Here is a 23,116-nt window from a genome sequence, read left to right as displayed (position 1 = left end):
CCCTTCTGGTTTCGGTGTTGGTCAGTGGTGCTTCCGGTACCTACTTTTCTACGTGGATCACCGCCTCGCCCGCGATGACGTCCCCGCCGGTCACCGGTTCCACCGAGGTCAGGGACCTGGTGTTGGTGACGGTGAGCATCGTGGTGGCGTCGAGCCCGGCCTCGCGGATGACGCTGAAGTCGACGGTGGCCAGGGGGTCGCCGGCGCTGACGCGCTGCTTCTTGCTCACCTTCGACTCGAAACCGCGTCCCTCGAGGCCGACAGTGTCGATGCCGATGTGGACGAGGACCTCGACGCCGTCGTCGGTCTTGATGCCGTAGGCGTGGCCGGTGTCGGCGACGGTACGCAGCACGCCGCTGACGGGGGCCGCGACGGTGACGGTGCCGGCCGCGGCGGTGGGCACGATGCCCACTCCCCTGCCCAGCGTGCCACCGGAGAAGACCTTGTCGTCGACCTCGGACAGGTCGACCACGTGCCCGTCGACGGGTGCGAGCACCCGGGTCGTCGGGGCCTCCAGGACGGCGGTGGCGGTGCCGGCGGCGCTGGCCGAGGTTGCGGCGCCCGCCGTCGGGGCCGCCGGGGTGACGGGCTCCGGATGGGCGGCCGGGACGGCGGTGGCGCCGGACTCGGCGGCCTCGATGACCCGCTCATCGGCGAGCTCACGCAGCGCGGCGGCCTCGGCCCGCTGCTCGGCGGTGCGGTAGTCGGAGAAGTAGACCGCGGCCAGGGCGGTGGTGAAGGCGATGAGGTAGGCCAGGGCGTAGACCCACATCGGGTCGAAGACCGGGATGGTGAAGATGGAGGAGAACACGAAGGCGGAGGTCTTGACGCCCTCGTAGGGGGTGCCCAGGATGGCGATGGCCAGGCCGCCGGTGAAGCAGCCGACGAGCATGCGCGGGTAAATGCGCTTGAAGCGCAGGTGGATGCCGTAGAGCGAGGGCTCGGAGATGCCGCCCAGCAGGCCCGCCGCCAGGGCGCCGGAGGAGGTCTGGCGCATGATGAGGTCCTTCTCCCGCAGGGAGATGAGCAGGACAGCAGCGGTGGCGCCGAAGCAGGCGGCGTTCCAGGCGCCCATCGGGCCCTGGATGAAGTCGTAGCCCAGGGTCTGGATGTTGATGAGCATCAGGGCGTTGAGCGGCCAGTGCAGGCCCAGCGGGACGAGGAAGGGGTAGAGCATCGGGATGAGCAGCGCGAAGATGAACGGCGCGTTGGAGTTCATCCAGGCCAGTCCGTCGCCGATGCCGTTGCCCAGCCACACGCCGAGCGGGCCGATGAGGAAGGCGGTGAGCGGGATCATGACCAGCAGGGAGACGAAGGGAACGAAGACCATCTGGACGTTCGCCGGGAAGACCTTCTTCAGCGCGTGATAGAGCAGCGCGAGGACGGCGACCATGATCAGCGGCACGAACACCTGTCCGGAGTAGTCGTTGAGCTGCATCGGCACGCCGAAGACGGTGGTGGCGCAGGACTCGGTGCCGAGGGTCTCGTTGACGGTGCACACGGCCTCGGCGAAGCGCTCGGTGTCCGACAGGCTCATGAACTCCGGGGTCATGAGCGCGCCCATGACGGCGGCGCCGAGCCAGGGGTCGACGCGCAGCTTCTTGGCGGCGTTGTAGGCGACCATGATCGGCAGGAAGTAGAAGACGCTTCGCCACATCGCGTCGACGAAGACCCAGCTGGCGGACTTGTCCTCGGCGCGGAAGTCGACGACGCCGAAGGCGTCGAGGATGGCGGAGAAGGCGATGATCAGCGATGCGCCGAGCAGCACGCCGAGGATCGGGCGGAAGGAGTCGGAGAGGTACTCGAAGAAGTTGTCGACCCAGGAGTACCTGCCCTTGGCCCGGGCCCGGACGGCGTCCTTGACGTCCTGGTCGCTCTGGCCGCGCGCATCGGAGCGGTTGCGCCAGTCCGGGAGGTTGGTGATGGCGTTGTAGGTGGATTCCACGCCACCGCCGATGATGACCTGGACGCGGTTGCCGCCCTGGCGCATGACGCCCATGACGCCGGGCAGCGACTCGATGGCCTGGTCATTGACGAGGTCGGGGTTGGCGACCTCGGTGCGCAGCCGGGTCGCGCAGTGGGTCAGTGAGGTGACGTTGTCGGGACCACCCAGATTGTCGAGGATGGCCTGAGAGGTCTGATCATGCGTGATGGGGGCCATGACCCGCCCTCCTTCCTGTGCGGTGATGGGGTGGCTGCCACACCCGTCGGCGGGCCGGAAATGCGAAAAGACCCGGAGGGTACCGGGCCATGCGTGGGCATGGGCGTGATCGGTGCCCTCCAGGTCTTGCCTCACCTCCGGCGTTCGCCGTGGGAGTAACAACCCTGAAGTTGTGCTGAAGATGACCCTAGCGCACTGCGGTCACATTCCACAAGATCCGTGACGGCAGACACTTATCAGTCGTCGAAACTGAGCTCTTCCAGCGCCTCACTGACGCTGCGCCCGCGCCGCGGCGCGTCCTGGGCCCGGCGCGCAGCGCCGCTTGCCGACGCCGCCCGTCCACCGATCCGCACCCCCTTCGGGGTCAGCGCCGCCCCGGCCTCGCGCAGGGCCTCGACCAGGCCGGAGTCGAAAACGCTCTCGCCGTTGATCTTCTCGACGGTCATGGGCTTCATCGCTCCCGAGGCCACCACCCGGGTGAGGGCCTCGACGACCCGGCCCAGCAGCTGGTCGGCGTCCTCTTCCACGCCCCCGGGCAGGGAGTCGAAGAAGGTACTCAGGCGCCGCCCGCCGCGGGTGCTGTGAGCGAGCAGCAGGCCGTCGACGAGCACGACCAGGGCACCCGCAGCGCGGGAGGGACCCTGCTCCGGCCAGGCCAGCGCGGCGCCGTAGGGGTTGGCCGGATCCGCGGCCGCCAGGACGTAGGTGGCCGGTTCCCTGGTGCCCGAGGGCCAGCCCTGGACGTCGGGGGAATCGGCGTGGGTGCGCAACCGGTCGATGACCGCGGAGGTGGAGAACTGCGCGGCACCGAGGGACTCGATGAAGTAACCGCGCATGGCCCGGCCGGACGCCTCGAAGCCGCTGAGCACCTTGTAGGCCAGGGCGAAGCCGCCGACGACGTCCTCGGCGACGACGCTGCCCCGGGTCAGCACACCGTAGCGGTCGAGCCAGGTCTCGCCGCGGATCAGCGATCGCCGGGTGGCGTCGCTCGAGGCCCGCGGGGTCAGGGCCCACCGGCCGGTGAGGTCGGGGGCGGTCTGCTGGTGCGGGATTCCGGCGCGCCCCATTCGCAGGCGGGAACGCTGCGGCCGGCGCTTGACCTTGTGGGCCCCGGAGCCGCCCGCCAACCGGGCGCGCACCGCCTGGTAGCCGTCCGGGGAGACCAGCCCCGCCTCGACCAGGCCCCACAGGGCCTCGCGCAGCTCATCCGGGGTGGCGGGCACGCCGACGTCGAGAAGCCCGGTGGCCAGGAAGCCGCCCCCGCGCTCCAGGACGGCGAGGACGGACTCCTGCGTCATCGTGAGTCCCTCGCGTTCGGGGTCGTCGAGCAGGTCGGGGGCGTAATCGGCCGGCAGCAGCGTAATCCACGGGTCGTTGGCGGCGGCCTTGCCCGCCCCGACGATGGTGACCTCACCGGTGGCGGTCAGCTCGTCGAGGTGGACCGGGCTGTAGTCGCCGACGCGCGCGGGCAGGACCATCGACTCCCACGCGCTGGCCGGCAGGCGCACCCCGGCGAGCTGCTCGATGGCGGCGAAGGTGCCGTCGACGCCGCGCAGCACGCCCCGCTCCCCGACCGCAGCCACCTGCTGCCAGTCCGGCAGGAAGCGGGCGTAGGCGGTCTGCGAGACCGGGCGCGCCTGGGCGCGGGCGGCGGCGAGGGAACGGGAGCGGATGATCTTGAGGACCTCACCGGCGACGTACTCCGTCTCCTCGACGCCCTGCCGGTAGCGTCCCTCGACCACCCGGCCCTGCTCGACCAGGGTGCGCAGCAGGCTGTGCGCCGCGCCCGCGCCGAGCCCGAAGGCGCCGGCCAGCGCGGAGGCGGTGAACGGGCCGCGGGTGCGCGTCCACCGCCCGGCGAGCTGCTCGAGGGCGTCGGTGACGGTCTCCACCTGCGCGGGCACCCCGGGCGGGACGGGAACGCCGAGGCCGTCGCGCAGGAGCGGGGCGTCCTGGATCTGCGCCAGGTGCGGGGCGCCGCCGATGCGGACCTGCATCACGCGGCCGTCGAGGTTGGCCAGCGCGACGGCCAGCGGATCCGCGAAAGTCACGTGCTCGGGCAGTTCATCGACGGGCACCGGGCCGATCATTCGCAGCACGTCGGCCAGTTCTTCGCTGGTGCGCGCGGCCCGGTCACCGGTGCGGCGCAGCTGGGCATGGACCTCGGCGATGATCTCGGGGTCCAGGAGATCGCGCAATTCCACGGTGCCGAGCAGCTTGGCCAGCAGCTCCGGGTCCAGGGCCAGGGCCGCTGCCCGCTTCTCGGCGAGCGGGCTGTCGCCCTCGTACATGAAGGCGCCGGTGTAGTTGAACAGCAGGCTCGAGGAAAAGGGACTGGGCTGGTCGGTGGTGACCTCGGCGATGCGGGTCCGGCGGGTGCGCAGGTCGGTCAGCACCTCCACCAGCGCCGGCAGGTCGTAGACGTCACGCAGGCACTCCCGGACCGTCTCCAGGATGATCGGGAAGGAGGGGTACTTGCGGGCGACGTCGAGCAGCTGCTCGGCGCGTTGCCGCTGCTGCCACAGCGGGGCGCGCTTGCCGGGGTTGCGCCTCGGCAGCAGCAGCGCGCGGGCGGCGCACTCACGGAAGCGGGAGGCGAAGAGCGCCGAGCCGCCGACCTGCTCGGTGACGATGGCCTCGATGTCGTCGGGATCGACGAGAAAGAGTGAGGCGTCCGGCTCAGCGTCGGCCTCGGGCAGTCGCAGGACGATGCCGTCGTCGCCGGCCACCGCCTGGGCGTCCATGCCGGTGTGCTCGGCGACCTGCGCGCCCACCGCCAGCGCCCAGGCGGCGTTGACGCCCTTGCCGAAGGGCGTGTGCAGGACGACGCGCCAGTCCCCCAGCTCATCGCGGAAACGCTCCAGCACAAGGGTCTTCTCGTCGGGGACGACACCGGTCGACTCGTGCTGCTCGGCCAGGTAGGCCAGGAGGTTTCCGCGGGCCTTCTCGTCGAGCCCGAGGTTGTCCGCCCGGGCGGGATCGGCGTGGACCTCGCGTCGAAAAGCGCCCAGCGCCCGGCCCAGCTCATAGGGCCGGCCCAGGCCGTCGCCCGACCAGAAGGGCAGGCGGCCGGTGTGACCCGGCGCCGGGGTGACCTGCACCTGGTCGCGGGTGATGTTCTCGATGCGCCACGAGGAGGCGCCGAGGGTGAAGACGTCGCCGACGCGCGACTCGTAGACCATCTCCTCGTCGAGCTCGCCGACGCGCCGTGGGGCTCCGGTTCCTCCGTCACCGGAGCCCGGGGAGGAGGAGCCGACCAGGAAAACCCCGAACATGCCGCGGTCGGGGATGGTGCCGGCGTTGGTGACCGCCACCCGCTGCGCGCCGGGCCGGGCGGAGAGGGCGCCCGTCACGCGGTCGTAGACGACACGCGGCCGCAGCTCCGCGAAATCGGTCGAGGGGTAGGAGCCGCTGACCATGTCGACGACCGAGTCGAAGACATCCCGGTCGAGGTCGCGGTAGGGCCAGGCGCGGCGCACCACCGCGTAGAGGTCGTCGACGTCCCAGTCGGCCACCGCGACGGCGGCGACGATCTGCTGGGTGAGCACGTCGAGCGGGTTGTCCGGGACGTGCAGCTCCTCGATCGCTCCCCGGGTCATGCGCTGGACGACGACGGCGGTCTGGCCCAGGTCGGATCGGTGCTTCGGGTAGAAGGAGCCCTCCGACACCGCGCCGACGGTGTGCCCGGCGCGGCCGACGCGCTGCAGGCCGCTGGCCACGCTCGGCGGAGACTCGACCTGCACGACCAGCTCGATGGCGCCCATGTCGATGCCCAGCTCCAGCGAACTGGTGGCGACGACCGCACGCAGCTGCCCCTGCTTGAGCATGGTCTCGGTCTGGGCCCGCTCGTCCTTGGACACCGAGCCGTGGTGGGCGCGCGCGATCACCGGGGCCGCGGTGCCCGCGACGTCGGTCGACTTCATCAGCTGCGCGGGGTCGCGGCGCAGCGGGGCCGAGAGCTGCTCCGGATCGTTGCGCTCGGCCCAGATCTCGTTGAGCCGGCTGGTCAGCCGTTCCGCGGTACGCCGGGAATTGACGAAGACCAGCGTGGAGCGGTGCGCCATGATCTCGTCGTAGAGCTCGGTCTCGATGAAGGGCCAGATCGACTTCTGCTGCGGGAGGGCGGACTCCTCGGTCAGGGCGGGCCCGCTCAGGCCGAGCGGATCGTCGACGACCGCCTCCCCGATGGTCGAGCCCTCCTCCGGGATCGGCAGGTCGCTCATGTCCTCGACCGGGACGTGGACGTCGAGCTGCCAGCGCTTCTCCCCCGGCGGCGCGACGATCTCGACCGGTCGGTCGCCACCGAGATAGTGCGCGACCGTCTCCAGCGGCCGGACCGTGGCGGACAGGCCGATGCGCTGCGGATCGCCGGCCAGCTTCGCCAGCCGCTCCAGCGACAGCGCCAGGTGAACGCCGCGCTTGGAACCGGCCAGCGCGTGAATCTCGTCGATGATGACCGTGTCCACGCTCGACAGGATGCTTGCCGCCTTGCTGGTCAGCATGAGGTACAGCGACTCCGGGGTGGTGATGAGGATGTCGGGGGGACGCCGGACCTGGCGGGTGCGCTCGGCCTGCGGGGTGTCACCCGAGCGCACGCCCACCGTGACGTCCGGGACCGGCAGCCCCTGCCGCTGGGCGACCCGCGCGATGCCCGCCAGCGGGGCCCGCAGATTGTTCTCCACGTCGACGCCCAGGGCCTTGAGCGGGGAGATGTAGAGGACCTTGACGCCCTCCCGCGCCACCGTGTCGGGGCCCGCGCCCGGCAGCGGGTCCAGCGCCAGGGAGGTCTGCCCCTCCTCGGCGCGGGCCACCAGCGAATCCAGCGCCCAGAAGAAGGCCGCCAGCGTCTTTCCCGAACCGGTCGGGGCGACGACCAGGGCGTGCTCGTCCTCGGAGATCGCGCGCCACGCCTGCTCCTGCACGGCGGTCGGCGCGGCGAACACCTCCCGGAACCAGGTGGCTACCTGGGGTCGGAAACGGGAGAGAATGTCGTTGACCATGCGTCAAGCGTAGCGCTCGGGCTACTCTTGACCACATGAGCACACAGCTGTCCGACGCACGATTGACCGACCTCATCGCCCAGGGAACCGGCGAGATTCTCAAGGGCATCCGCGGGGTCGGCGTCCTGCAGGGGCGCAACCTCGGTGACGCCGGTGACGACCTCGCCCAGAACTGGATTGCCCGGGTCCTGGCGCAGCACCGTCCGGAGGACGGTTTCCTCTCCGAGGAGATGGCCGACAACCCCGAGCGACTCAACAAGGACCGCGTCTGGATCATCGACCCCCTGGACGGCACCAAGGAATTCGCGACCGGCCGCCAGGACTGGGCGGTGCACATCGCCCTGGTCATCGACGGCGAACCGGTGCACGCCTCCGTGGGGCTGCCGGACCTGGGCGTGGTCTTCTCCACCTCCAGCTCCCAGCACGTCGAGGGCCCGTACTCCAACAAGCTCGTCCTCTCCCGCAACCGGGCGCCGAAGGTCGGCCAGTTCATCGCCGAGCGCATGGGCTACGAGATCGACGGCGTCGGCTCCGCCGGCGCGAAGGCCATGCACGTGCTCCTCGGCGACCATGACGCCTACATCCACGCGGGCGGCCAGTACGAATGGGACCAGGCCGCCCCGGTCGGCGTCGCCCTCGCCTCGGGTCTGCACGCCTCCCGCCTCACCGGCGAGAAGCTGACCTACAACAACGCGGACACCTACATCCCGGATCTGCTGATCTGCCGCCCGGAGCTCGCCGACGAGCTGCTCTCCCACGCCTCGGACTACCTTGACGAGCACGGGTCGTTCACGGTCTAGGTTCCTCTTCGGCTTTATTGCTTGGGCGGTTTTTAACCGCCTAAGGTAGGGCCCATGACTGCGAGCTCGATCAACACCCCCTACGAGGACCTCCTCCGCGACATTCTGGACAACGGCGCCGCCAAGGGCGACCGAACCGGCACCGGCACCCGCAGCGTCTTCGGCCGTCAGCTGCGCTACGATCTCTCGGATTCTTTCCCCCTGCTGACCACCAAAAAGGTCTACCTCAAGGGCGTCGTCGGCGAGCTGCTGTGGTTCCTGCAGGGCGATTCCAACGTCAAGTGGCTCCAGGACAACGACATCCGCATCTGGAACGAGTGGGCCGACGAGGACGGGGAACTCGGCCCGGTCTACGGCGTGCAGTGGCGTTCCTGGCCGACCCCGGACGGAAGCCACGTCGACCAGATCCAGGGCGCCCTGGACACGCTGGTCAACAACCCGGACTCCCGCCGCAACCTCGTCTCCGCGTGGAACGTCAGTGAACTGGACAAGATGGCGCTGCTGCCCTGCCACCTGCTCTTCCAGCTCTACGTGGTCGACGGGAAGCTGAGCCTGCAGGTCTACCAGCGCTCGGCCGACATGTTCCTGGGCGTGCCCTTCAACATCGCCTCCTACGCCCTGCTGGCGCACATGTTCGCCCAGCAGGCCGGTCTCGAGGTCGGCGAGCTGATCTGGACAGGCGGCGACTGCCACATCTACAACGACCACGTCGAGCAGGTCACGGAGCAGCTCTCCCGCGAACCGCGCCCCTACCCGCAGCTCAAGCTGAACAAGGCCGCCTCGATCTTCGACTACACCTTCGACGACGTCGAGGTCCTCGGCTATGACCCGCACCCGGCGATCAAGGCGCGGGTGTCGGTCTAGTGCTCGGCGCGATCTGGGCCCAGTCCCTCGACCGGGTCATCGGCGACGGCGAGGCCATGCCCTGGCACATCCCCGAGGATCTGGCCCACTTCAAGGCCACGACGATGGGCTTCCCGGTGATCATGGGCCGCCACACGTGGCTGTCGCTGCCCGAGAAGGTCCGCCCGCTGCCCGGGCGCGAGAACACCATCGTGTGCACCACCGAGCCGGGCGCCTGGTGCGCCGGCGCCACCACCGTCACCTCCCCCGCGGAACTCGGCCACGACGACGCCTGGATCATGGGCGGTGCAGGGCTCTACGCTGGAGCCATCGGTGTCGTCGACGTCGTGGAGCTGACGCTTGTCGACGCCGAGATCGGCCACCTGCTCGGGGACCGCGCCGTGCGCGCCCCCGAACTTCCCGCCGACCTGCGCCTGGTCTCCGAAAGCGAGTGGCGGACCAGCGAGAAGGGCCGTTTCATCGTCGACGGCGCCCCCGAAGGGCCCGTCCGCTACAAATTCCTGCGTTTTGAGAGGACCAGCAATGACTGATCTCCCCACCACTTCTGCCCCGGTGACGATCTTCGCGACCACCACCTGCGGCTACTGCCACCGCCTCAGGGCCGGACTCGACGCCACGGACACCCCCTACAACGTCGTCGACGTGGACGAGAACCCCGAGGCAGGCGAGTGGGTCAAGTCCGTCAACGGCGGCAACCGCGTGGTGCCGACCGTGCTCTACTCCGACGGCACCTATCAGACGAATCCCCCGGCGGTGAAGGTCCGCGACCGCTACGGGGAATTGACCAGCCAGCGCTAGTCCTCGTCCTCCTCGTCCAGCCCGAAGAGCTCGACCATGTCGGCCGGGCTCAGAGATGCCTGGACGCCGGCCAGTTCCTGGGAGTAGACGTGCTTGAGGTAGTTCTCCAGCGCACGGATGGCGGCCTGGGCGTCGACCTTGTTCAGCAGCAGAATGCGCTTGGAGGAACCGCCCGGCACCTCCTTCTCCACGGAAAGGACCGGGACGCCGTCCTTGGTCACCATGTCGGCGAAAACCACGCGCCGCTGGACATCGATGAAGGTGGGGACGTGCTTTTCGACGGGGTGCTGCTCCGGCATGGCGCCAGCCCTTTCGTTTTGGCGGACTAAGTGAACAGCGTCAACCATAGGCCAATTCCACCTGTGAGCCATGGTCGGGTACCCTCATTTCCTGACTGCCCCAGTAGCTCAGTGGATAGAGCACGGCTCTCCTAAAGCCGGTGTCGGAGGTTCGATTCCTCTCTGGGGCGCGTTGTGAAGTCTCACGACATCGTTCCGTCCGGTGCCGTGGGATTTTCTATTTTCCGGGTCAACGCCCGACTTTCAGCGTTCGGGCGTCCGCCATGGGCCTGCGGCGACCCCTCCCCGCGGGACTCGTCACCCCTGACGAAAGGGCCATCCGGAACCCTCCCCTCCCCCGCTCCGAAGCGCGTAGCGTAGGAGTATGAGGAACCTCGAACTAGGCGCTGACGTCCCTGACCCGCTCGCCCCGTACCTGGCGGTCGACCGTTCCCAGCCCCGGCACGAGTGCTGGGTCACCGGGCACATGGTGGCCGGGCTCGACGGCACCTCCGCCGTCGGCGGGCGCGTCGGCCCGTTGTCCACCCGCCCGGACCAGAAGTTGTTCGTGCGGCTCCGGCAGATCGCCGACGTCGTGCTCGTCGGTGCCGAGACCGTGCGGCGCGAGGGGTACCACCCGGTGGCACTGTCGGCCGAGGCGCGTGCGCAGCGGCGGGAAGCGGGCAGGCCGGAGACCCCCTCCATCGCGATCGTCAGCCGCAGTCTCGAGTTCGACTGGTCGCTGCCGGTCTTCACTGAGGCGCCGGAGCACGCGCCGACGCTGATCATCACCAACGCCGTCGCGGACCCAGGCAGGCTTGCCGACGCCGAAAGGGTCGCCGACGTCATCGTCGCCGGCGAGGACGAGGTCGACCCGGCCATCGCCCTCCGTCTCCTGGCACAGCGCGGGCACCGCGTCGTCCTCTGCGAAGGCGGTCCGACATGGCTTGGTGAGATCGTCGCGGCCGATCGTCTCGACGAGCTGTGCGTGACGGTCTCGCCGATGATGGGCGGCGATCGCTTCCCTCTCTCCGTCACCCCGGAGGGCGCGGGCATCACCGCATTCGAGCTCAAGCACGCGATGCTGGAGGACTCCACGCTCTTCCTGCGCTACGAGTCCGAGCCCGGGTCTGAACCCTAGCCACCTGCCGGGCCGGCCACTAGAGTGACTAGAGTTACCCCAGTTACCGTAGTCAACTACTGGCCTGTGCTCAGCGAGCGCCGTGCCCGAAGCAGGAGGAACCTGTGACCACCGAATCCCTCTCCGAGTCCTTGTCCCGCCGCGGCCTGCTCAAGGCGGCCGCCGTCGCCATCGCCGCCGGCTCCGTCGGCCTGGCCACCGCCCGGACCGCCCCGCAGGCCGACGCGCAGGGACGGATCCTGGGAACCGTCATCGACTACTCGGCGGGCGTACCCTCCGCCGCGTCCGTGAAGGCCGCCGGTCACCTCGGCGCCGTGCGCTACGTCTCCTACCCCCGCCCGGGCGCGGAGTGGATGATCGGCAAGCCGGTCAAGCTCCCCGAGACCCAGGACTTCGCCAACCACGGCCTGTCGGTCGCCTCGGTCTACCAGTTCGGCAAGGCCGAGACCGCCGACTGGAAGCAGGGCGCCGCCGGCGCCGCCGTCCACGCGCCCCAGGCCATCTCCCTGCACAAGGCCGCCGGCGGCCCGACCGGCCGCCCGATCTACGTCGCCATCGACGACAACCCGACCCGCTGGCAGTACGACAACCAGATCCGCCCGTACCTGCAGGCCTTCAGCGTCGCCCTGACCGCCGCCGGCTACTCGATGGGCATCTACGGCAACTACAACACCATCGACTGGGCCATCGCCGACGGCCTGGGTTCCTTCTTCTGGCAGCACAACTGGGGTTCCAACGGCATGATCCACCCCCGCGTCACCCTCCACCAGATCCGCATCGACAAGGACAAGATCGACGGCATCGGCATCGACATCAACAACGTCTACGCCCAGGACTGGGGCCAGTGGAAGCCGGGGCAGTCCGGCGCCCCGCTGCCTTCCTCCCCGTCCGCGCCGTCCATCCCCGGCGTACCGGCCACCGGCTCCACCATCCCGGAGCTGAACGTCAACGGCTCCTCCGTCAGCTCCGCGGACCTGCAGCGCTTCAGTGACCTCACCCAGGACGTCCTGCGCCTGCTCCCCTGATCCCCGTCACTGACAGCACGAACCCTGCACCGCGAGGTGGCAGGGTTCTTCTGCTTGTCGACGCGTGCGTCAGGACTGCTCCCGCACCCGGTCGACGGCGTCACCGGCCAGCCGCCCGAACTGGGCGCTCGCGAAGTCGGTGAGTTTTCGTGCTCCCCCGTCGACGGCGGCCGCGGCTATCCACCCCTGTCCGACGGTGACGGAGGAATGCAGCGAACGGTCGTTGGACCATCCCCACTTCGTGCCGTAGGCCCCGGGCAGGGTGGCCGTGCCGAAGTCCTGGGCGTAGCCGTCGGCGGCCGCGGGCGTCGACAAGCTCATGGCGGTGAAGATCGGGTTGTGCGGATCCCGCTCCTGCAACTGGCCGAGGAAGCTGACCACGTCGTACATCGAGGTCCAGGACTGCCCCCAGTACCCAGCGTCGACGGTGTCCTCGAGGCCGTAGTACGTGGCCACCTTGCGCACCGAATCCGGGTACTTCCGGTACAGCCTCTCGGCGATACCGTCGTCGGAGGTGGCGACCATCTCCAACGCCAGGTAGCCGTCCTCGATGCTGCCGTGGGCGAGGACGTGATCGGCGATGTAGAGCTTGACCAGACTCAGCGCCGGCCAGGGCTCGTGCTGGTTGGCGGTGCCGGTGACGCGGTCCCGCGTCAGGTCGTAGAAGGTCGCCTGGGAGGCGATCACGGGCCGGTCGGGAGCCGTCGACGTCGGTGTGGCCCTGACGGTGGTGGTGGGCGTCGAGAAGCCGCCCGTGGCGGGCCTGCCCGCCTGAGCCGGGGCGGCGTCCGCCAGCACCACGGAAGGCGTGCGCTGGCCCTTGTCGACGGCCACGACAAGGGCCACCGCCGCGACTGCGATGAGAAGCAGTATCGCGACGATGGCCTTGGTGGAGCCTCGCCGACTCCCGCGTTCAACATGTGACACGGGAGTTAATGCTAGCGCCAGAGGCGCAGTGCGAGCGACTAGTGGTCGACCGGAGCCTCGACGCCGACGCCGGTCAGCGAGCGGACCTCCATCTCGTCCGCGAGGTGGTCGAGGTTGTCCGGCTTGCCCAGGAAGGTGCCGACGATGCCGGCCAGGAAGGCCAGCGGGATGGCGACCAGACCCGGGCTGGTGAGCGGGAAGAACGCCCAGTCAGCGCCCGGAACCATGGAGGTCGGGGTGCCGGAGACCGACGGGGAGAAGAAGATGAGCACCAGGGAGAGAATCAGGCCGGTGTACATCGACGCCAGGGCGCCCGCGGTGTTGAAACGACGCCAGTACAGGGAGAACAGGATGGTCGGCAGGTTGGCGGACGCCGCGATGGCGAAGGCCAGGGAGACCAGGAAGGCGACGTTCTGCTGCATTGCCAGGATGCCCAGGATGATGGACAGGATGCCGATGACCACGACGGTGGCGCGGGAGACGCGAACCTGCTCCTCCTCGGTGGCCTGGCCGTTGCGCAGGACGGCGTTGTAGATGTCGTGCGCCAGGGACGCGGAGGCGGTGATCGCCAGGCCGGCGACGACGGCCAGGACCGTGGCGAAGGCGACGGCAGAGATCAGCGCCATAAACAGGGAGCCGCCGAGCTCGAAGGCGAGCAGCGGGGCCGCGGCGTTGGCGCCACCCGGGGCGGCGAGAATGCGGTCCGGACCGACCAGGGCGCCGGCGGCGTAGCCGAGGACCAGCGTCATCAGGTAGAAGGCACCGATGAGGATGATGGCCCAGACGACGGACTTGCGGGCTTCCTTGGCGGTCGGAACCGTGTAGAAGCGCATGAGGACGTGCGGCAGACCGGCGGTGCCCAGGACCAGCGACAGGCCCAGGGAGACGAAGGAGAGCTGCTTGGCCCAGGTGGCGCCGTACTGCAGGCCCGGAGCCAGGAGATCCTCCGGCTGGTAACCCTCCTCGACGATGCGGTCGGAGCTGGCGTGCATTTCCATCGCACGGTCGAGCAGCTCGCCCATGCCGCCCCTGATGGCCACGAAGACCAGGACGGTCATGATGCCGACGCCGCCGACGAGCAGGACGGCCTTGATCATCTGGACGTAGGTGGTTCCCTTCATGCCGCCGATGAGGACGTAGGCGATCATGATGATGCCCACGACCGCGACGACGGCGGCCTGAGCCCAGAAGGAGTGGATGTTCAGCAGGACCGAAACCAGGGAGCCGGCGCCGGCCATCTGGGCGATCAGGTAGAACAGGGACACGAAGAGGGTGCCCAGGGCGGCGGCCACGCGGACCGGCTTCTGCTTCAGGCGGAAGGAGAGCACGTCGGCCATGGTGAACTTGCCGACGTTACGCAGCGGCTCCGCGACGAGCAGCAGGGCCACCAGCCAGGCGACGAAGAAGCCGACCGAGTAGAGGAAGCCGTCGTAGCCGTAGATGGCGATGGAGCCGACGATGCCGAGGAAGGAAGCCGCGGACAGGTAGTCGCCGGCGATGGCCAGACCGTTCTGGGTGCCGGAGAAGCTGGCGCCGCCGGTGTAGAAGTCGCCCGCGTTCTTGGAGGGCTTGTTGGCCACGCGGGAGACGATGGTCAGGGTCACCACGATGAAGGCGACGAAGACGGCGATGTTCAGGATCGGGTTACCGGTCCCCTCCGGGGTCGCCTCCTGAGCAAGGATGATCGTGTTCATTGTTCTTAATCCTCCATTGCTTCACGGATGGCGGCGGCCTTCGGACCGATGTTTCGGTTCGCGTAGACGACGTAGAGGGCGGTGATGAGGAAGGTCGTGAGGAACTGGGCCAGACCGAACCAAATACCGATGTTCATCCCCCACATCGGGGTCGCCATCCACTCGGAGGCGTAGGTCGCCACGAGCACGTAGAGGACGTACCAGATGAAGAAGGCCACAGACATCGGGAAGGTGAACTGACGGTAGGTCTTCTTGAGGTCCCGGAACTCAGGGCTGCGCTGCATCGCAGAGAATTCTTCTGCGGTGGGCTCACGGCGCACGTACGGCGCAACCGGAGCGCCCCCCGGACCCGCAGCATCCGCTGCGTGTACGGAGTGGGAGGAATGATCGGTCATCTGTCCCCCTACCTTTCTATAGAACAGTGGTACGGAAATGCCACACCAGGCGGTGTGTCTGGTCACGCCACGTCGGTGGCGCGGCCTCGAGGATGACCAAATCAGTAGTTCAGGTCACATCGAAGCATGTGACGGATTCAACGCGATCCGGACACTTCTGTCGATATGCGCGACTGCATTATCCGAAAGTTTCACCCCCATGAATCCGGTTACCTGCAGAAAGACCGTTACGTAGTGACCCCGGATATATATTCACGGCCCATCTGCAGTAAATCCGCAGATGGGCCGTGGTTAATAACAGCCGACGATCAGTCGGCCACCAGGTATTAGTAACCTATTTCACCCGGGAATTCCTCCGGGTCGTTGGAATAACGCCCATAGCCGTCGGCGCCGTCCTTCGACAGGAGAACCTCCATGTCGTCGCGGTTGAGACGGAAATCCAGCATGCCCATGTTCTCCTCCATGCGGGCGGCGGAGGAGGTCTTGGGCACGACGGAGATCCCGAGCTGGTGGAGGAAGCGCAGCGCGACCTGGGCCTCGCTTTTCTCCCGGCGCGCGGCGATCGCCTTGAGGTCGGGATCCGTCAACGGCCGACCCCGCCCCAGCGGCGCCCACGCCTCGGTGACGACGCCGTGCTTCTTGTGCAGCTCCCGCAGCGGCTGCTGGGTGAAACCGACGTGGCATTCGACCTGGTTGAGGACCGGGACGATCCCCGTGGTCTCGATCAGGTCCGTCAGCAGCCGTTCGTTGAAGTTTGCGACGCCGATGTTCTGGATGTGGCCGAACCCCTGAATCCGCGCCATCGCCTCGAAGGTCTCGTTGTACAGGCCCCCCTGCGGCCACGGCCAGTGGATGAGGTAGCAGTCCACGAAGTCCAGCCCCAGCCGCCTCAGCGAGGCGTGGAACGCCTGCGGAAGCCGCACGGCGCCCTGCCCGTCCTGCCAGACCTTGGTGGTCACGAAAAGTTCCTCGCGGGTGACGTCCCCCGCCGAGATTGCGGCGCGCAGCGCCTTGCCCAGCTCCTCCTCGTTCTGGTAGAGGGAGGCCGTGTCGAAGTGGCGGTACCCTGCGTCGATCGCCTCGCGGACGGCCCTCTCCGCGTCCGCGCCGACGATCTTGTAGGTGCCGAACCCGATCAGCGGCATCTCCCTGCCGTCGTTGAGCGTGACGGAGGGAACTTCTCGTGCGGTCATGGCAGACCCTTTCTCAGGCGGTTCGCAGCTGGTCTAGTTCGCGTTGATCAGGTCGATAACGAACACGAGGGTGCGGCCGGACAGGGGGTGTCCGCCCCCGGCGGGGCCATAGGCCTTCTCCGGCGGGATGACCAGCTGTCGGCGGCCGCCGACCCGCATCCCGGGGATGCCTTCCTGCCAGCCGGCGATCAGGCCGTTGAGCGGGAACTCCATCGACTGTCCCCGATCCCACGAGGAGTCGAATTCCTGGCCGGTCTCGAAGTCGACGCCCACATAATGGACCTCGACCATTCCGCCGGCGACGGCCTCGTTGCCGTCGCCGACGACGAGGTCGGTGGACACGAGCTCGGACGGGGCGGGACCGTCAATCTGATCGATCTGGGGCTTTTCCATGTGGTTCTCCTAGCGCATGGGGTGCACGGTGGGTCCGGCCAGCATGGTCGCCAACGTGCATCGAATAAGGTGCACGCTCTGAGGAAAACCCGACGGCCGGACCCGTTTCGACCAAGTATAGGTCGACAGCGGGTCCGGCCGTGGAGGCTGGGCACGGTGCGCCTGGTTTTATCCGGGCACGGCGCGGTCGCGCCTAGCGCTCCTCGCGCGGCACGAAGGTGCGCAGGGTTTCGCCGGTGTAGATCTGACGCGGGCGGTTGATCTTGGTGTTCATCTCGAGCTGCTCACGGTAGTGGGCGATCCAGCCCGGCAGACGGCCGATGGCGAACAGGACGGTGAAGAAGTCCGTCGGGAAGCCCATGGCGCGGTAGATCAGGCCGGTGTAGAAGTCGACGTTCGGGTAGAGCTTGCGGGAGACGAAGTAATCGTCCTGGAGTGCGATCTCCTCGAGCTTCATGGCCAGCTCGAGCAGCTCGTCGTTGACGCCCAGGTGCTCGAGGACCTCGTGTGCGAGCTCCTTGACCAGGGCGGCGCGCGGGTCGTAGTTCTTGTAGACCCGGTGACCGAAGCCCATGAGGCGGACGCCGTCCACCTTGTTCTTCACCTTGTCCATGAACTCGGTGGCGTCGCCGCCGTGGTTGTTCTGGATGTCCTCGAGCATCTCCAGAACAGCCTGGTTGGCGCCGCCATGCAGCGGGCCGGACAGGGCGTTGATGCCGCCGGCGATGGAGACGAACATGTTGGCCTGGGCGGAGCCGATCATGCGGACCGTGGAGGTGGAGCAGTTCTGCTCGTGGTCGGCGTGCAGGATGAGCAGCTTGTCCAGGGCCTTGACCAGGACCGGATCGATCTCGTACGGCTCGGTCGGGTAGCCGAACATCATGCGCAGGAAGTTCTCGCGGGCGTTGAGCGAGTTGTCCGGGTACATGTACGGGGAGCCCTTGGAGGCGCGGTAGGCGTAGGCCGCAAGCATCGGCACCTTGGCCATGAGGCGAACGGTCGCCTTGTCCAGCATCTCCTCGTCCAGCGGGTTGAGCTGGTCCTGGTAGTAGGTGGAGAGGATGTTGACCGAGGAGGCCAGGACGGTCATCGGGTGGGCATCGCGCGGGAACACGTTGAACTGGGACTTGAAGTCCTCGTCCAGCAGGGTGTGGTGACGAATCTCGTTGTTGAAGGTGTGCAGCTCATCAACAGTCGGCAGCTCGCCACGAATGAGCAGGTAGGCGACCTCGTTGAAGGTTGCGTTCTCGGCCAGCTCGGCGATGTCGTAGCCGCGGTAGCGCAGGATGCCGGCGTCACCGTCGATGTAGGTGATCTTCGACTCGGTGGAGCCGGTGGAGACATAACCCGGGTCGAAGGTGATCAGGCCGGTCTCACCCAGCATCTTGCCCAGGACAACACCATCGTTGCCCTCGGTAGCGCGCATGATGTCCATCTCGTACTCGCCACCGGGGTAGTGGAGTACTGCCTTGTCCTTGTTGTCAGTTGCCACAGTTAACCTTTCGATCTCGGTTGTCATCGCCCGTCCGCCTGGGTGCGCAGGAGCGCCAGGCGACGTGACCTCGCGGTGACCCTTGGCCACCGGTCCTTTAATGCACCTCAACGCTAACGTGGAGGTGTCCGGTTTCGCTACGGCCACCCTGACGGCGAATCCGTTTGCGTCCCTGACCCTCCCCCTCCAGATGGGGGGGCCCACGCGAGCGTGAACCCACTCCACCCGACAGGTTTCAGCAGGTGTGTGTAGTTTTCCACCGGCCCGAACAAGGGTTCGCCTTGGCCGGGCGGAGCACCAGTCAGCCTAGCAACCGTGTGACGCTGACGACACGCGGGACTCCACCCCACCTACCCCCGATCGGACGACCGTTTCGTAGCGCTTCCTTGGTATTACCCCGTTGTGGGTTACCCGTTCTCCGTCGCCTACGCGGGTGGCGGGTGCACCGAGTAGCCTTTATGAACGATCGACCACCTTCTGCCCGGTCACGTGGCCAATATCACGTCGAGAACTTGACGGCGGGTGGCCGGATCGGTCTCTGTATTTTTCTAATCGGCCCGAAAGGTGCATCCCCTGATGAGCGAATCGACCTACCCCACCCTCCCGGCTGAGCTGCTTCCGTCTGACGGACGTTTCGGCTGCGGCCCGTCCAAGGTCCGCCCGGAGCAGGTTCAGGCAGTGGTCGACGGCGCCCAGTCCGTCATCGGCACGTCCCACCGTCAGCCGGCGGTCAAGAACGTTGTCGGCGAGGTTCGCGAGGGCCTGTCCGAGCTGTTCTCCCTCCCGGAGGGGTACGAGATCGTCCTTTCCCTCGGTGGCGCGACCGCGTTCTGGGATGCGGCGACCTTCGGCCTGATCGAGAAGAAGTCCGCCCACCTCTCCTACGGTGAGTTCTCCTCCAAGTTCGCCAAGGCCGCCAAGATGGCTCCGTGGCTGGATGAGCCGACCGTCGTCGAGGGCGAAGTCGGCACCGCGCCGGCCCCGAGCCAGCTCGACGGCGTCGACGCCGATGTTGTCGGCTGGGCCCACAACGAGACCTCCACCGGCGCCATGGTCCCGGTCACCCGCCCGAACACCGACGCCCTGGTCGTCATCGACGCCACTTCCGGCGCCGGCGGCCTTCCGGTCGATATCGCCGAGTCCGACGTGTACTACTTCTCCCCGCAGAAGTCCTTCGCATCCGACGGTGGCCTGTGGCTGGCCGCGATGAGCCCGGCGGCCATCGAGCGCATCGCCAAGATCAAGGAGTCCGGCCGCTTCATCCCGGCCTTCCTGGATCTGCAGACCGCGGTCGACAACTCCCGCAAGAACCAGACCTACAACACCCCGGCCGTCGCGACCCTGCTGATGCTGGCGGACCAGGTCAAGTGGATGAACGGCAACGGTGGCCTGGCCGGCATGGTCGAGCGGACCACCGCCAACTCCGACGCCCTCTACAACTGGGCCGAGGCCAACGAGGTCACCTCCCCCTTCGTCACCGACAAGGACGCCCGCTCCTTGGTCGTCGGCACCATCGACTTCGACGAGTCCGTCGACGCCGCGGAGCTGGCCAAGGCCCTGCGCGCCAATGGAATCCTGGACACCGAGCCGTACCGCAAGCTGGGCCGCAACCAGTTGCGCATCGGCATGTTCCCGGCCATCGAGACTGCGGACGTCGAAAAGCTGACCAGGGCCATCGATCACCTGCTCGCTGAGGGCGTCGGCCGCAAGTAGCCCCCGCCTTTTCCGTTGAAGACCCGGTCATCAGGATCACACGCTGTGCTCCTGCTCACCGGGTCCTCGGTCTTTCTGCGATAGGCTGGCATCCATCACTGCCGTGACTGGCGAGGCGGACCCCCGCTCCGCCGAGAACGGGAACGGCGGCAGGTGTCAACCGCCCCATCAAGAAAGGACGTCTGGATGCGCGAGCTGAGTGTCGATGTCGAGAGCTCGACCGCAGAGTCGCTGTTTCTGCGTGACCAGGACGGTCACGAGTACCGGCTGCCGGTCACCGACGGGCTCCGCGCGCTGATCGCTCGTGGCGTCGACTCCGCTGGCGCCGATCCCGTTGAGTCCGCCGCGGTGGCCCCCGCCGCCGACGATGCTCCGTTCACTGACCGCACCGTCGACGAGACGGTCTCGCTCACCCCGGTCAGCGTGCTCACGCCCGTCCCGGACGTGCCTGAGACTCCCGAGACACCGGGGCCGTCCGAGGAGTCCGGCGAGCCGGAACAGGCCGCCCCGGCCGCGGCGGATTCGGGCGCCGAGGCCGAGGGAGCGTCCGGGGGCTCCTCCCCCACCCGACCACGGTGGGGGGCGGCGAGCGGTGGCCAGGAGCGCGAGCGCGGACTACCGAAGCCGGATCCGTTGTTTTCCAACCCGTTGACCATGCGACCTCGCGACATCCAGGAGCGCATCCGCGCCGGCGCCAGCACCCAGGAACTGGCCGACGAGATGCAGGTGGCCTTCTCCCGCGTCGAGCCCTATGCGCATCCGGTGATGCTGGAACGTGAGCGGATGGCGACGATCGCCAAGCAGGCGCATCCGGTGCGCGAAGACGGTCCGGCAAAGCTCACCCTCTGGGAAGTCCTCGCCGCCGCGTTCGGCACCCGCGGGCACAGCCTGGCTGACGCGACGTGGGATTCCTACAAGGAGCCCGGCAATGCCTGGGTCGTGCGGATCAGCTGGCGGGCCGGGCTCAGCGACAATTACGCCGAGTGGGTACTGCGCAACCACCACTCATCCTCCCCCACCGCGGAGGCACGCGACGCGGTGGCCGCCGATCTGACCGATCCGAACTTCATGCAACCGGTGCGAGCCCTCTCCCCGATCAGCAGAGGTGAGCGCTACGACAGCGGGGAGGACCACGACCTCGAGGTGGTGGTCGGCGATGCCGCCAGCTTCAACGACGAGGACGAGGCCCCGCGGACGGGCAACAACGACGCCGACGGGCAGGGGGCCGGTGAGCTGGAAGCGGTGCCCGACTCCGCGGCAGCCGACTCTGCAACCGAGGTCACGGGGGACGGCGAGCCGAGGGAGGAACCAGCGGGTCAGACCCAGCCGGCCAAGCGCCGCCGCAAGTCCGTCACCCCCCATTGGGAGGACGTTCTGCTGGGCGTGCGCTCCAACACCAAGCGCCCGCGCAGCTAGGCCCACGCAGAGCTCAGAGAGGATCCGCAGCGATGTCTTCCATTGACCAGTCCCCCGTGGACGGCATGAACGTCACCCTGTGGTTTGTCACGGTCGACGACCCCGCCCCGGTCCTGGCGGCCGAGCCGCACGCGGACCGCGGCTTCGGGCGTAAGTATCTGGCCCAGCTCAATCCCACGTGGCCGGTCACCCCGATCGGCACCTTCCCCCTCAACCGTTCTGAGCCCGCCGACGTCGCCGAGTTCTACATCGGCGGCTTTCCCGGCGTCGCCGTGGTCCAGACCTGGGTCGATGGGGTGGATCGTCTGACGGACCTCAGCGAAGAACTACTGTCCTCGCTGCCCTGGGATCGGCTCTTCGCCTTCGCCCGCAACGAGAAGCACGAATTCGGCGGTTTCGCCCGCTGGGAGGACGGCGTGCTCAAGCGTTCCCTCTGCGCGGTGTCGCAGTGGATCATCGAGGACGTCGGTCTGCCGGAGTATTTCGAGGCCGACTACTGGGCCGGCGAGAAGAGCGTGCAGCGGGGCGGTCTCTACCTGCCCTTCATCCCGGCGGACATCGTCCGGGGCGCCGAGCGCGCCTGGCTCGGCGTGGACGTCAGTCCGGAGGGCCCCGACATCGAGGTCGTTGGTTTCGCGGTGGACGGGCGCCCGGAGCCGAAGGTGCTCGAGCGGGGCGGCCGCCGGTCCGGGCCGGTGCCGGAGCTGAGCGAGCATGCCGCGGCCAAACTAGGGCTGGGCGTGGCCCGCGGCGACTACGATGACTACGCCGAGGGGGTGGCGGACGAGGGCGAGGAATTCCGGGAATGGGCGCAGGCCACCGGCGCCGCACTCAAGCGGGTCGGCCGAGCCCTGCGCAGACGGCTGCGCTCGTCCGGCCAGGGACTGGGCCGGGCGGCGAGGAAGCTGCGCTACACGGACCGTCAGCCCCGCCGGCCGCGGGAGCTGGACGATTAGTTGAGCGCCCGCAGCCTTTCGTAGAAGCCGATGGCGGCGCTGGTGGCGACGTTGAGTGAATCGGTGCCCGGCGCCATGGGGATGACCGCGCGGGCGTCCGTGGCCCTCATCGCATGCTCGGTAAGACCCGGGCCCTCCGCCCCTACCAGGAGCGCGACCTTGTCCCAGGGACGGCCCTCGGCGTCGACAAGCGCCTGCGCCAGGCTCTGATCCCCGGAGGGGGTCATGGACACGAGGCGGAAGCCCGCGTCGCGAAGCTCCTGCAGGGAGCGCTGCCAGGTGGTGTACGTGCCCTCGAGGTGGGCGAAGGGCGTGCGCAGCACATGGCCCATGGAGACCCGGACGCTGCGCCGGTACAACGGGTCGGCGGCGCCGCTGCCGAAGAGGATGGCGTCGACGCTCAGGCCGGCGGCGTTGCGGAAGATCGCGCCGATGTTCTCATGGTCGCCCACCCCCTCGAGCACGCAGACCGTACGGGCTCCGGCGATGGCCTCAGCGACGCCGAGTTCGGGGACGCGGTCGGCGGTGGCGAGGAGGCCGCGGTGCATGTCGAAGCCGGCGACCTCGGCAAGCAGTTCGCGCGAGACCTCGTAGACCGGCAGGTCCCCGGGCACGAGATCACCGTGCTCGGCGAGGAAGGAGTCCAGCTTGGCCGGGAAGCCGACCAGCGCGCGGGCCGGGAAACGCGACTCCAACAGGCGGGAGACCACCAGCGGCCCCTCCGCGACGACCAGTCCCCTGCCGCCGGGAAGGTCGGGGCGGTTGTCGGAGTGGTTGAGGTCGCGGACGTCGTCCAGCCGGGGATCCGCGGGGTCGGTGATCTGGGTGCGCTGCATGCGCGCAAGTTTATCGCGGACGCGAAACGCCCCG

19 protein-coding genes and 1 tRNA gene are annotated in these 23,116 nt (G+C 68.3%); 10 read left to right on the top strand and 10 right to left on the bottom strand.

Annotation, left to right across the window (positions count from 1 at the left end):
* Window positions 1-40: 40 nt before the first annotated feature.
* Together CGUA_RS03980 and CGUA_RS03975 are read right to left on the bottom strand one after the other, a co-directional pair.
* Window positions 41-2,161 (bottom strand): glucose PTS transporter subunit IIA, encoded by a 2,121-nt coding sequence (locus CGUA_RS03980; protein ID WP_290197800.1) that lies wholly within the window; start codon window positions 2,159-2,161, stop codon window positions 41-43.
* Window positions 2,162-2,397: 236 nt separating this feature from the next.
* Window positions 2,398-7,161, bottom strand: a complete 4,764-nt coding sequence (locus tag CGUA_RS03975; RefSeq protein WP_290197799.1) for an ATP-dependent helicase — start codon at window positions 7,159-7,161, stop codon at window positions 2,398-2,400.
* A 35-nt stretch (window positions 7,162-7,196) separates the two neighbouring features.
* On the opposite strand from CGUA_RS03975, the gene CGUA_RS03970 reads away from it, so the two are divergent.
* The 4 genes from CGUA_RS03970 to CGUA_RS03955 are packed head-to-tail and all read left to right on the top strand — an operon-like array spanning window position 7,197 to window position 9,623.
* On the top strand, window positions 7,197-7,961 hold the full coding sequence (locus CGUA_RS03970) for a 3'(2'),5'-bisphosphate nucleotidase CysQ (RefSeq protein WP_290197798.1): 765 nt from the start codon (window positions 7,197-7,199) through the stop codon (window positions 7,959-7,961).
* Between the two features lie 54 nt (window positions 7,962-8,015).
* Entirely contained in the window at window positions 8,016-8,825 is an 810-nt protein-coding gene (locus CGUA_RS03965; protein WP_290197797.1) for a thymidylate synthase, read from the top strand.
* Window positions 8,825-9,355: a dihydrofolate reductase gene (locus tag CGUA_RS03960; RefSeq protein WP_290197796.1), complete on the top strand. Its 531-nt coding sequence runs from the start codon at window positions 8,825-8,827 to the stop codon at window positions 9,353-9,355. The genes CGUA_RS03965 and CGUA_RS03960 overlap by 1 nt, the downstream gene beginning before the upstream one ends.
* Window positions 9,348-9,623 carry a mycoredoxin gene (locus CGUA_RS03955; RefSeq protein WP_290197795.1) on the top strand — a complete coding sequence of 92 codons (276 nt, stop codon included), beginning with the start codon at window positions 9,348-9,350 and terminating at the stop codon, window positions 9,621-9,623. Before CGUA_RS03960 ends, CGUA_RS03955 begins: the two co-directional genes overlap by 8 nt.
* Here CGUA_RS03955 and CGUA_RS03950 read toward each other — a convergent pair.
* On the bottom strand, window positions 9,620-9,922 hold the full coding sequence (locus CGUA_RS03950) for a cg0963 family protein (RefSeq protein ID WP_290197794.1): 303 nt from the start codon (window positions 9,920-9,922) through the stop codon (window positions 9,620-9,622). The genes CGUA_RS03955 and CGUA_RS03950 overlap by 4 nt on opposite strands.
* A gap of 97 nt (window positions 9,923-10,019) precedes the next feature.
* On the opposite strand from CGUA_RS03950, the gene CGUA_RS03945 reads away from it, so the two are divergent.
* From CGUA_RS03945 to CGUA_RS03935, 3 genes are all read left to right on the top strand, one after another.
* Window positions 10,020-10,092 (top strand) — tRNA-Arg (locus CGUA_RS03945).
* 194 nt (window positions 10,093-10,286) lie between these two features.
* Window positions 10,287-11,042: a pyrimidine reductase family protein gene (locus tag CGUA_RS03940; RefSeq protein WP_290197793.1), complete on the top strand. Its 756-nt coding sequence runs from the start codon at window positions 10,287-10,289 to the stop codon at window positions 11,040-11,042.
* 104 nt (window positions 11,043-11,146) lie between these two features.
* The gene (locus CGUA_RS03935; protein WP_290197792.1) at window positions 11,147-12,067 is read left to right on the top strand and encodes a DUF1906 domain-containing protein; all 921 of its coding nucleotides are present in this window, start codon (window positions 11,147-11,149) and stop codon (window positions 12,065-12,067) included.
* A 69-nt stretch (window positions 12,068-12,136) separates the two neighbouring features.
* Here CGUA_RS03935 and CGUA_RS03930 read toward each other — a convergent pair whose 3' ends face one another.
* From CGUA_RS03930 to CGUA_RS03905, 6 genes are all read right to left on the bottom strand, one after another.
* Window positions 12,137-12,994 carry a hypothetical protein gene (locus tag CGUA_RS03930; RefSeq protein WP_290197791.1) on the bottom strand — a complete coding sequence of 286 codons (858 nt, stop codon included), beginning with the start codon at window positions 12,992-12,994 and terminating at the stop codon, window positions 12,137-12,139.
* A 38-nt stretch (window positions 12,995-13,032) separates the two neighbouring features.
* The gene (locus tag CGUA_RS03925; protein WP_290197790.1) at window positions 13,033-14,688 is read right to left on the bottom strand and encodes a monocarboxylic acid transporter; all 1,656 of its coding nucleotides are present in this window, start codon (window positions 14,686-14,688) and stop codon (window positions 13,033-13,035) included.
* Between the two features lie 5 nt (window positions 14,689-14,693).
* Window positions 14,694-14,972 (bottom strand): DUF485 domain-containing protein, encoded by a 279-nt coding sequence (locus CGUA_RS03920; protein WP_290197789.1) that lies wholly within the window; start codon window positions 14,970-14,972, stop codon window positions 14,694-14,696.
* A gap of 437 nt (window positions 14,973-15,409) precedes the next feature.
* On the bottom strand, window positions 15,410-16,276 hold the full coding sequence (locus CGUA_RS03915) for an aldo/keto reductase (RefSeq protein WP_290197788.1): 867 nt from the start codon (window positions 16,274-16,276) through the stop codon (window positions 15,410-15,412).
* A 33-nt stretch (window positions 16,277-16,309) separates the two neighbouring features.
* Entirely contained in the window at window positions 16,310-16,669 is a 360-nt protein-coding gene (locus CGUA_RS03910; RefSeq protein ID WP_290197787.1) for an FKBP-type peptidyl-prolyl cis-trans isomerase, read from the bottom strand.
* A 193-nt stretch (window positions 16,670-16,862) separates the two neighbouring features.
* Complete coding sequence (locus tag CGUA_RS03905) at window positions 16,863-18,188, bottom strand: citrate synthase (RefSeq protein ID WP_290197786.1); 1,326 nt, start codon at window positions 18,186-18,188, stop codon at window positions 16,863-16,865.
* A 549-nt stretch (window positions 18,189-18,737) separates the two neighbouring features.
* On the opposite strand from CGUA_RS03905, the gene serC reads away from it, so the two are divergent.
* From serC to CGUA_RS03890, 3 genes are all read left to right on the top strand, one after another.
* Window positions 18,738-19,874: a phosphoserine transaminase gene (gene serC, locus CGUA_RS03900; protein WP_290197785.1), complete on the top strand. Its 1,137-nt coding sequence runs from the start codon at window positions 18,738-18,740 to the stop codon at window positions 19,872-19,874.
* A 186-nt stretch (window positions 19,875-20,060) separates the two neighbouring features.
* Window positions 20,061-21,290 (top strand): septation protein SepH, encoded by a 1,230-nt coding sequence (gene sepH / locus CGUA_RS03895; RefSeq protein WP_290197784.1) that lies wholly within the window; start codon window positions 20,061-20,063, stop codon window positions 21,288-21,290.
* Window positions 21,291-21,322: 32 nt separating this feature from the next.
* Window positions 21,323-22,246: a DUF6928 family protein gene (locus CGUA_RS03890; RefSeq protein ID WP_290197783.1), complete on the top strand. Its 924-nt coding sequence runs from the start codon at window positions 21,323-21,325 to the stop codon at window positions 22,244-22,246.
* Here CGUA_RS03890 and CGUA_RS03885 read toward each other — a convergent pair.
* On the bottom strand, window positions 22,243-23,082 hold the full coding sequence (locus CGUA_RS03885) for a TrmH family RNA methyltransferase (RefSeq protein WP_290197782.1): 840 nt from the start codon (window positions 23,080-23,082) through the stop codon (window positions 22,243-22,245). The two genes, CGUA_RS03890 and CGUA_RS03885, sit on opposite strands and share 4 nt — an antisense overlap.
* Window positions 23,083-23,116: the final 34 nt, after the last annotated feature.

The organism is Corynebacterium guangdongense (assembly GCF_030408915.1).
Classification (GTDB): domain Bacteria; phylum Actinomycetota; class Actinomycetes; order Mycobacteriales; family Mycobacteriaceae; genus Corynebacterium; species Corynebacterium guangdongense.
The sequence above is the reverse complement of the archived record's forward strand: the minus strand, read 5'-3'. Positions and strand labels throughout refer to the sequence as shown.

Coding starts and splice junctions, on each gene's coding strand:
- CGUA_RS03965 (WP_290197797.1), top strand. CDS start 8,016: ATGACTGCGAGCTCGATCAACACCCCCTACGAGGACCTCCTCCGCGAC.
- CGUA_RS03925 (WP_290197790.1), bottom strand. CDS start 14,688: ATGAACACGATCATCCTTGCTCAGGAGGCGACCCCGGAGGGGACCGGT.
- CGUA_RS03915 (WP_290197788.1), bottom strand. CDS start 16,276: ATGACCGCACGAGAAGTTCCCTCCGTCACGCTCAACGACGGCAGGGAG.
- CGUA_RS03885 (WP_290197782.1), bottom strand. CDS start 23,082: ATGCAGCGCACCCAGATCACCGACCCCGCGGATCCCCGGCTGGACGAC.
- CGUA_RS03890 (WP_290197783.1), top strand. CDS start 21,323: ATGTCTTCCATTGACCAGTCCCCCGTGGACGGCATGAACGTCACCCTG.
- serC (WP_290197785.1), top strand. CDS start 18,738: ATGAGCGAATCGACCTACCCCACCCTCCCGGCTGAGCTGCTTCCGTCT.
- CGUA_RS03940 (WP_290197793.1), top strand. CDS start 10,287: ATGAGGAACCTCGAACTAGGCGCTGACGTCCCTGACCCGCTCGCCCCG.
- CGUA_RS03970 (WP_290197798.1), top strand. CDS start 7,197: ATGAGCACACAGCTGTCCGACGCACGATTGACCGACCTCATCGCCCAG.
- CGUA_RS03905 (WP_290197786.1), bottom strand. CDS start 18,188: ATGACAACCGAGATCGAAAGGTTAACTGTGGCAACTGACAACAAGGAC.
- CGUA_RS03975 (WP_290197799.1), bottom strand. CDS start 7,161: ATGGTCAACGACATTCTCTCCCGTTTCCGACCCCAGGTAGCCACCTGG.
- CGUA_RS03910 (WP_290197787.1), bottom strand. CDS start 16,669: ATGGAAAAGCCCCAGATCGATCAGATTGACGGTCCCGCCCCGTCCGAG.
- CGUA_RS03955 (WP_290197795.1), top strand. CDS start 9,348: ATGACTGATCTCCCCACCACTTCTGCCCCGGTGACGATCTTCGCGACC.
- CGUA_RS03980 (WP_290197800.1), bottom strand. CDS start 2,161: ATGGCCCCCATCACGCATGATCAGACCTCTCAGGCCATCCTCGACAAT.
- CGUA_RS03950 (WP_290197794.1), bottom strand. CDS start 9,922: ATGCCGGAGCAGCACCCCGTCGAAAAGCACGTCCCCACCTTCATCGAT.
- CGUA_RS03920 (WP_290197789.1), bottom strand. CDS start 14,972: ATGCAGCGCAGCCCTGAGTTCCGGGACCTCAAGAAGACCTACCGTCAG.
- sepH (WP_290197784.1), top strand. CDS start 20,061: ATGCGCGAGCTGAGTGTCGATGTCGAGAGCTCGACCGCAGAGTCGCTG.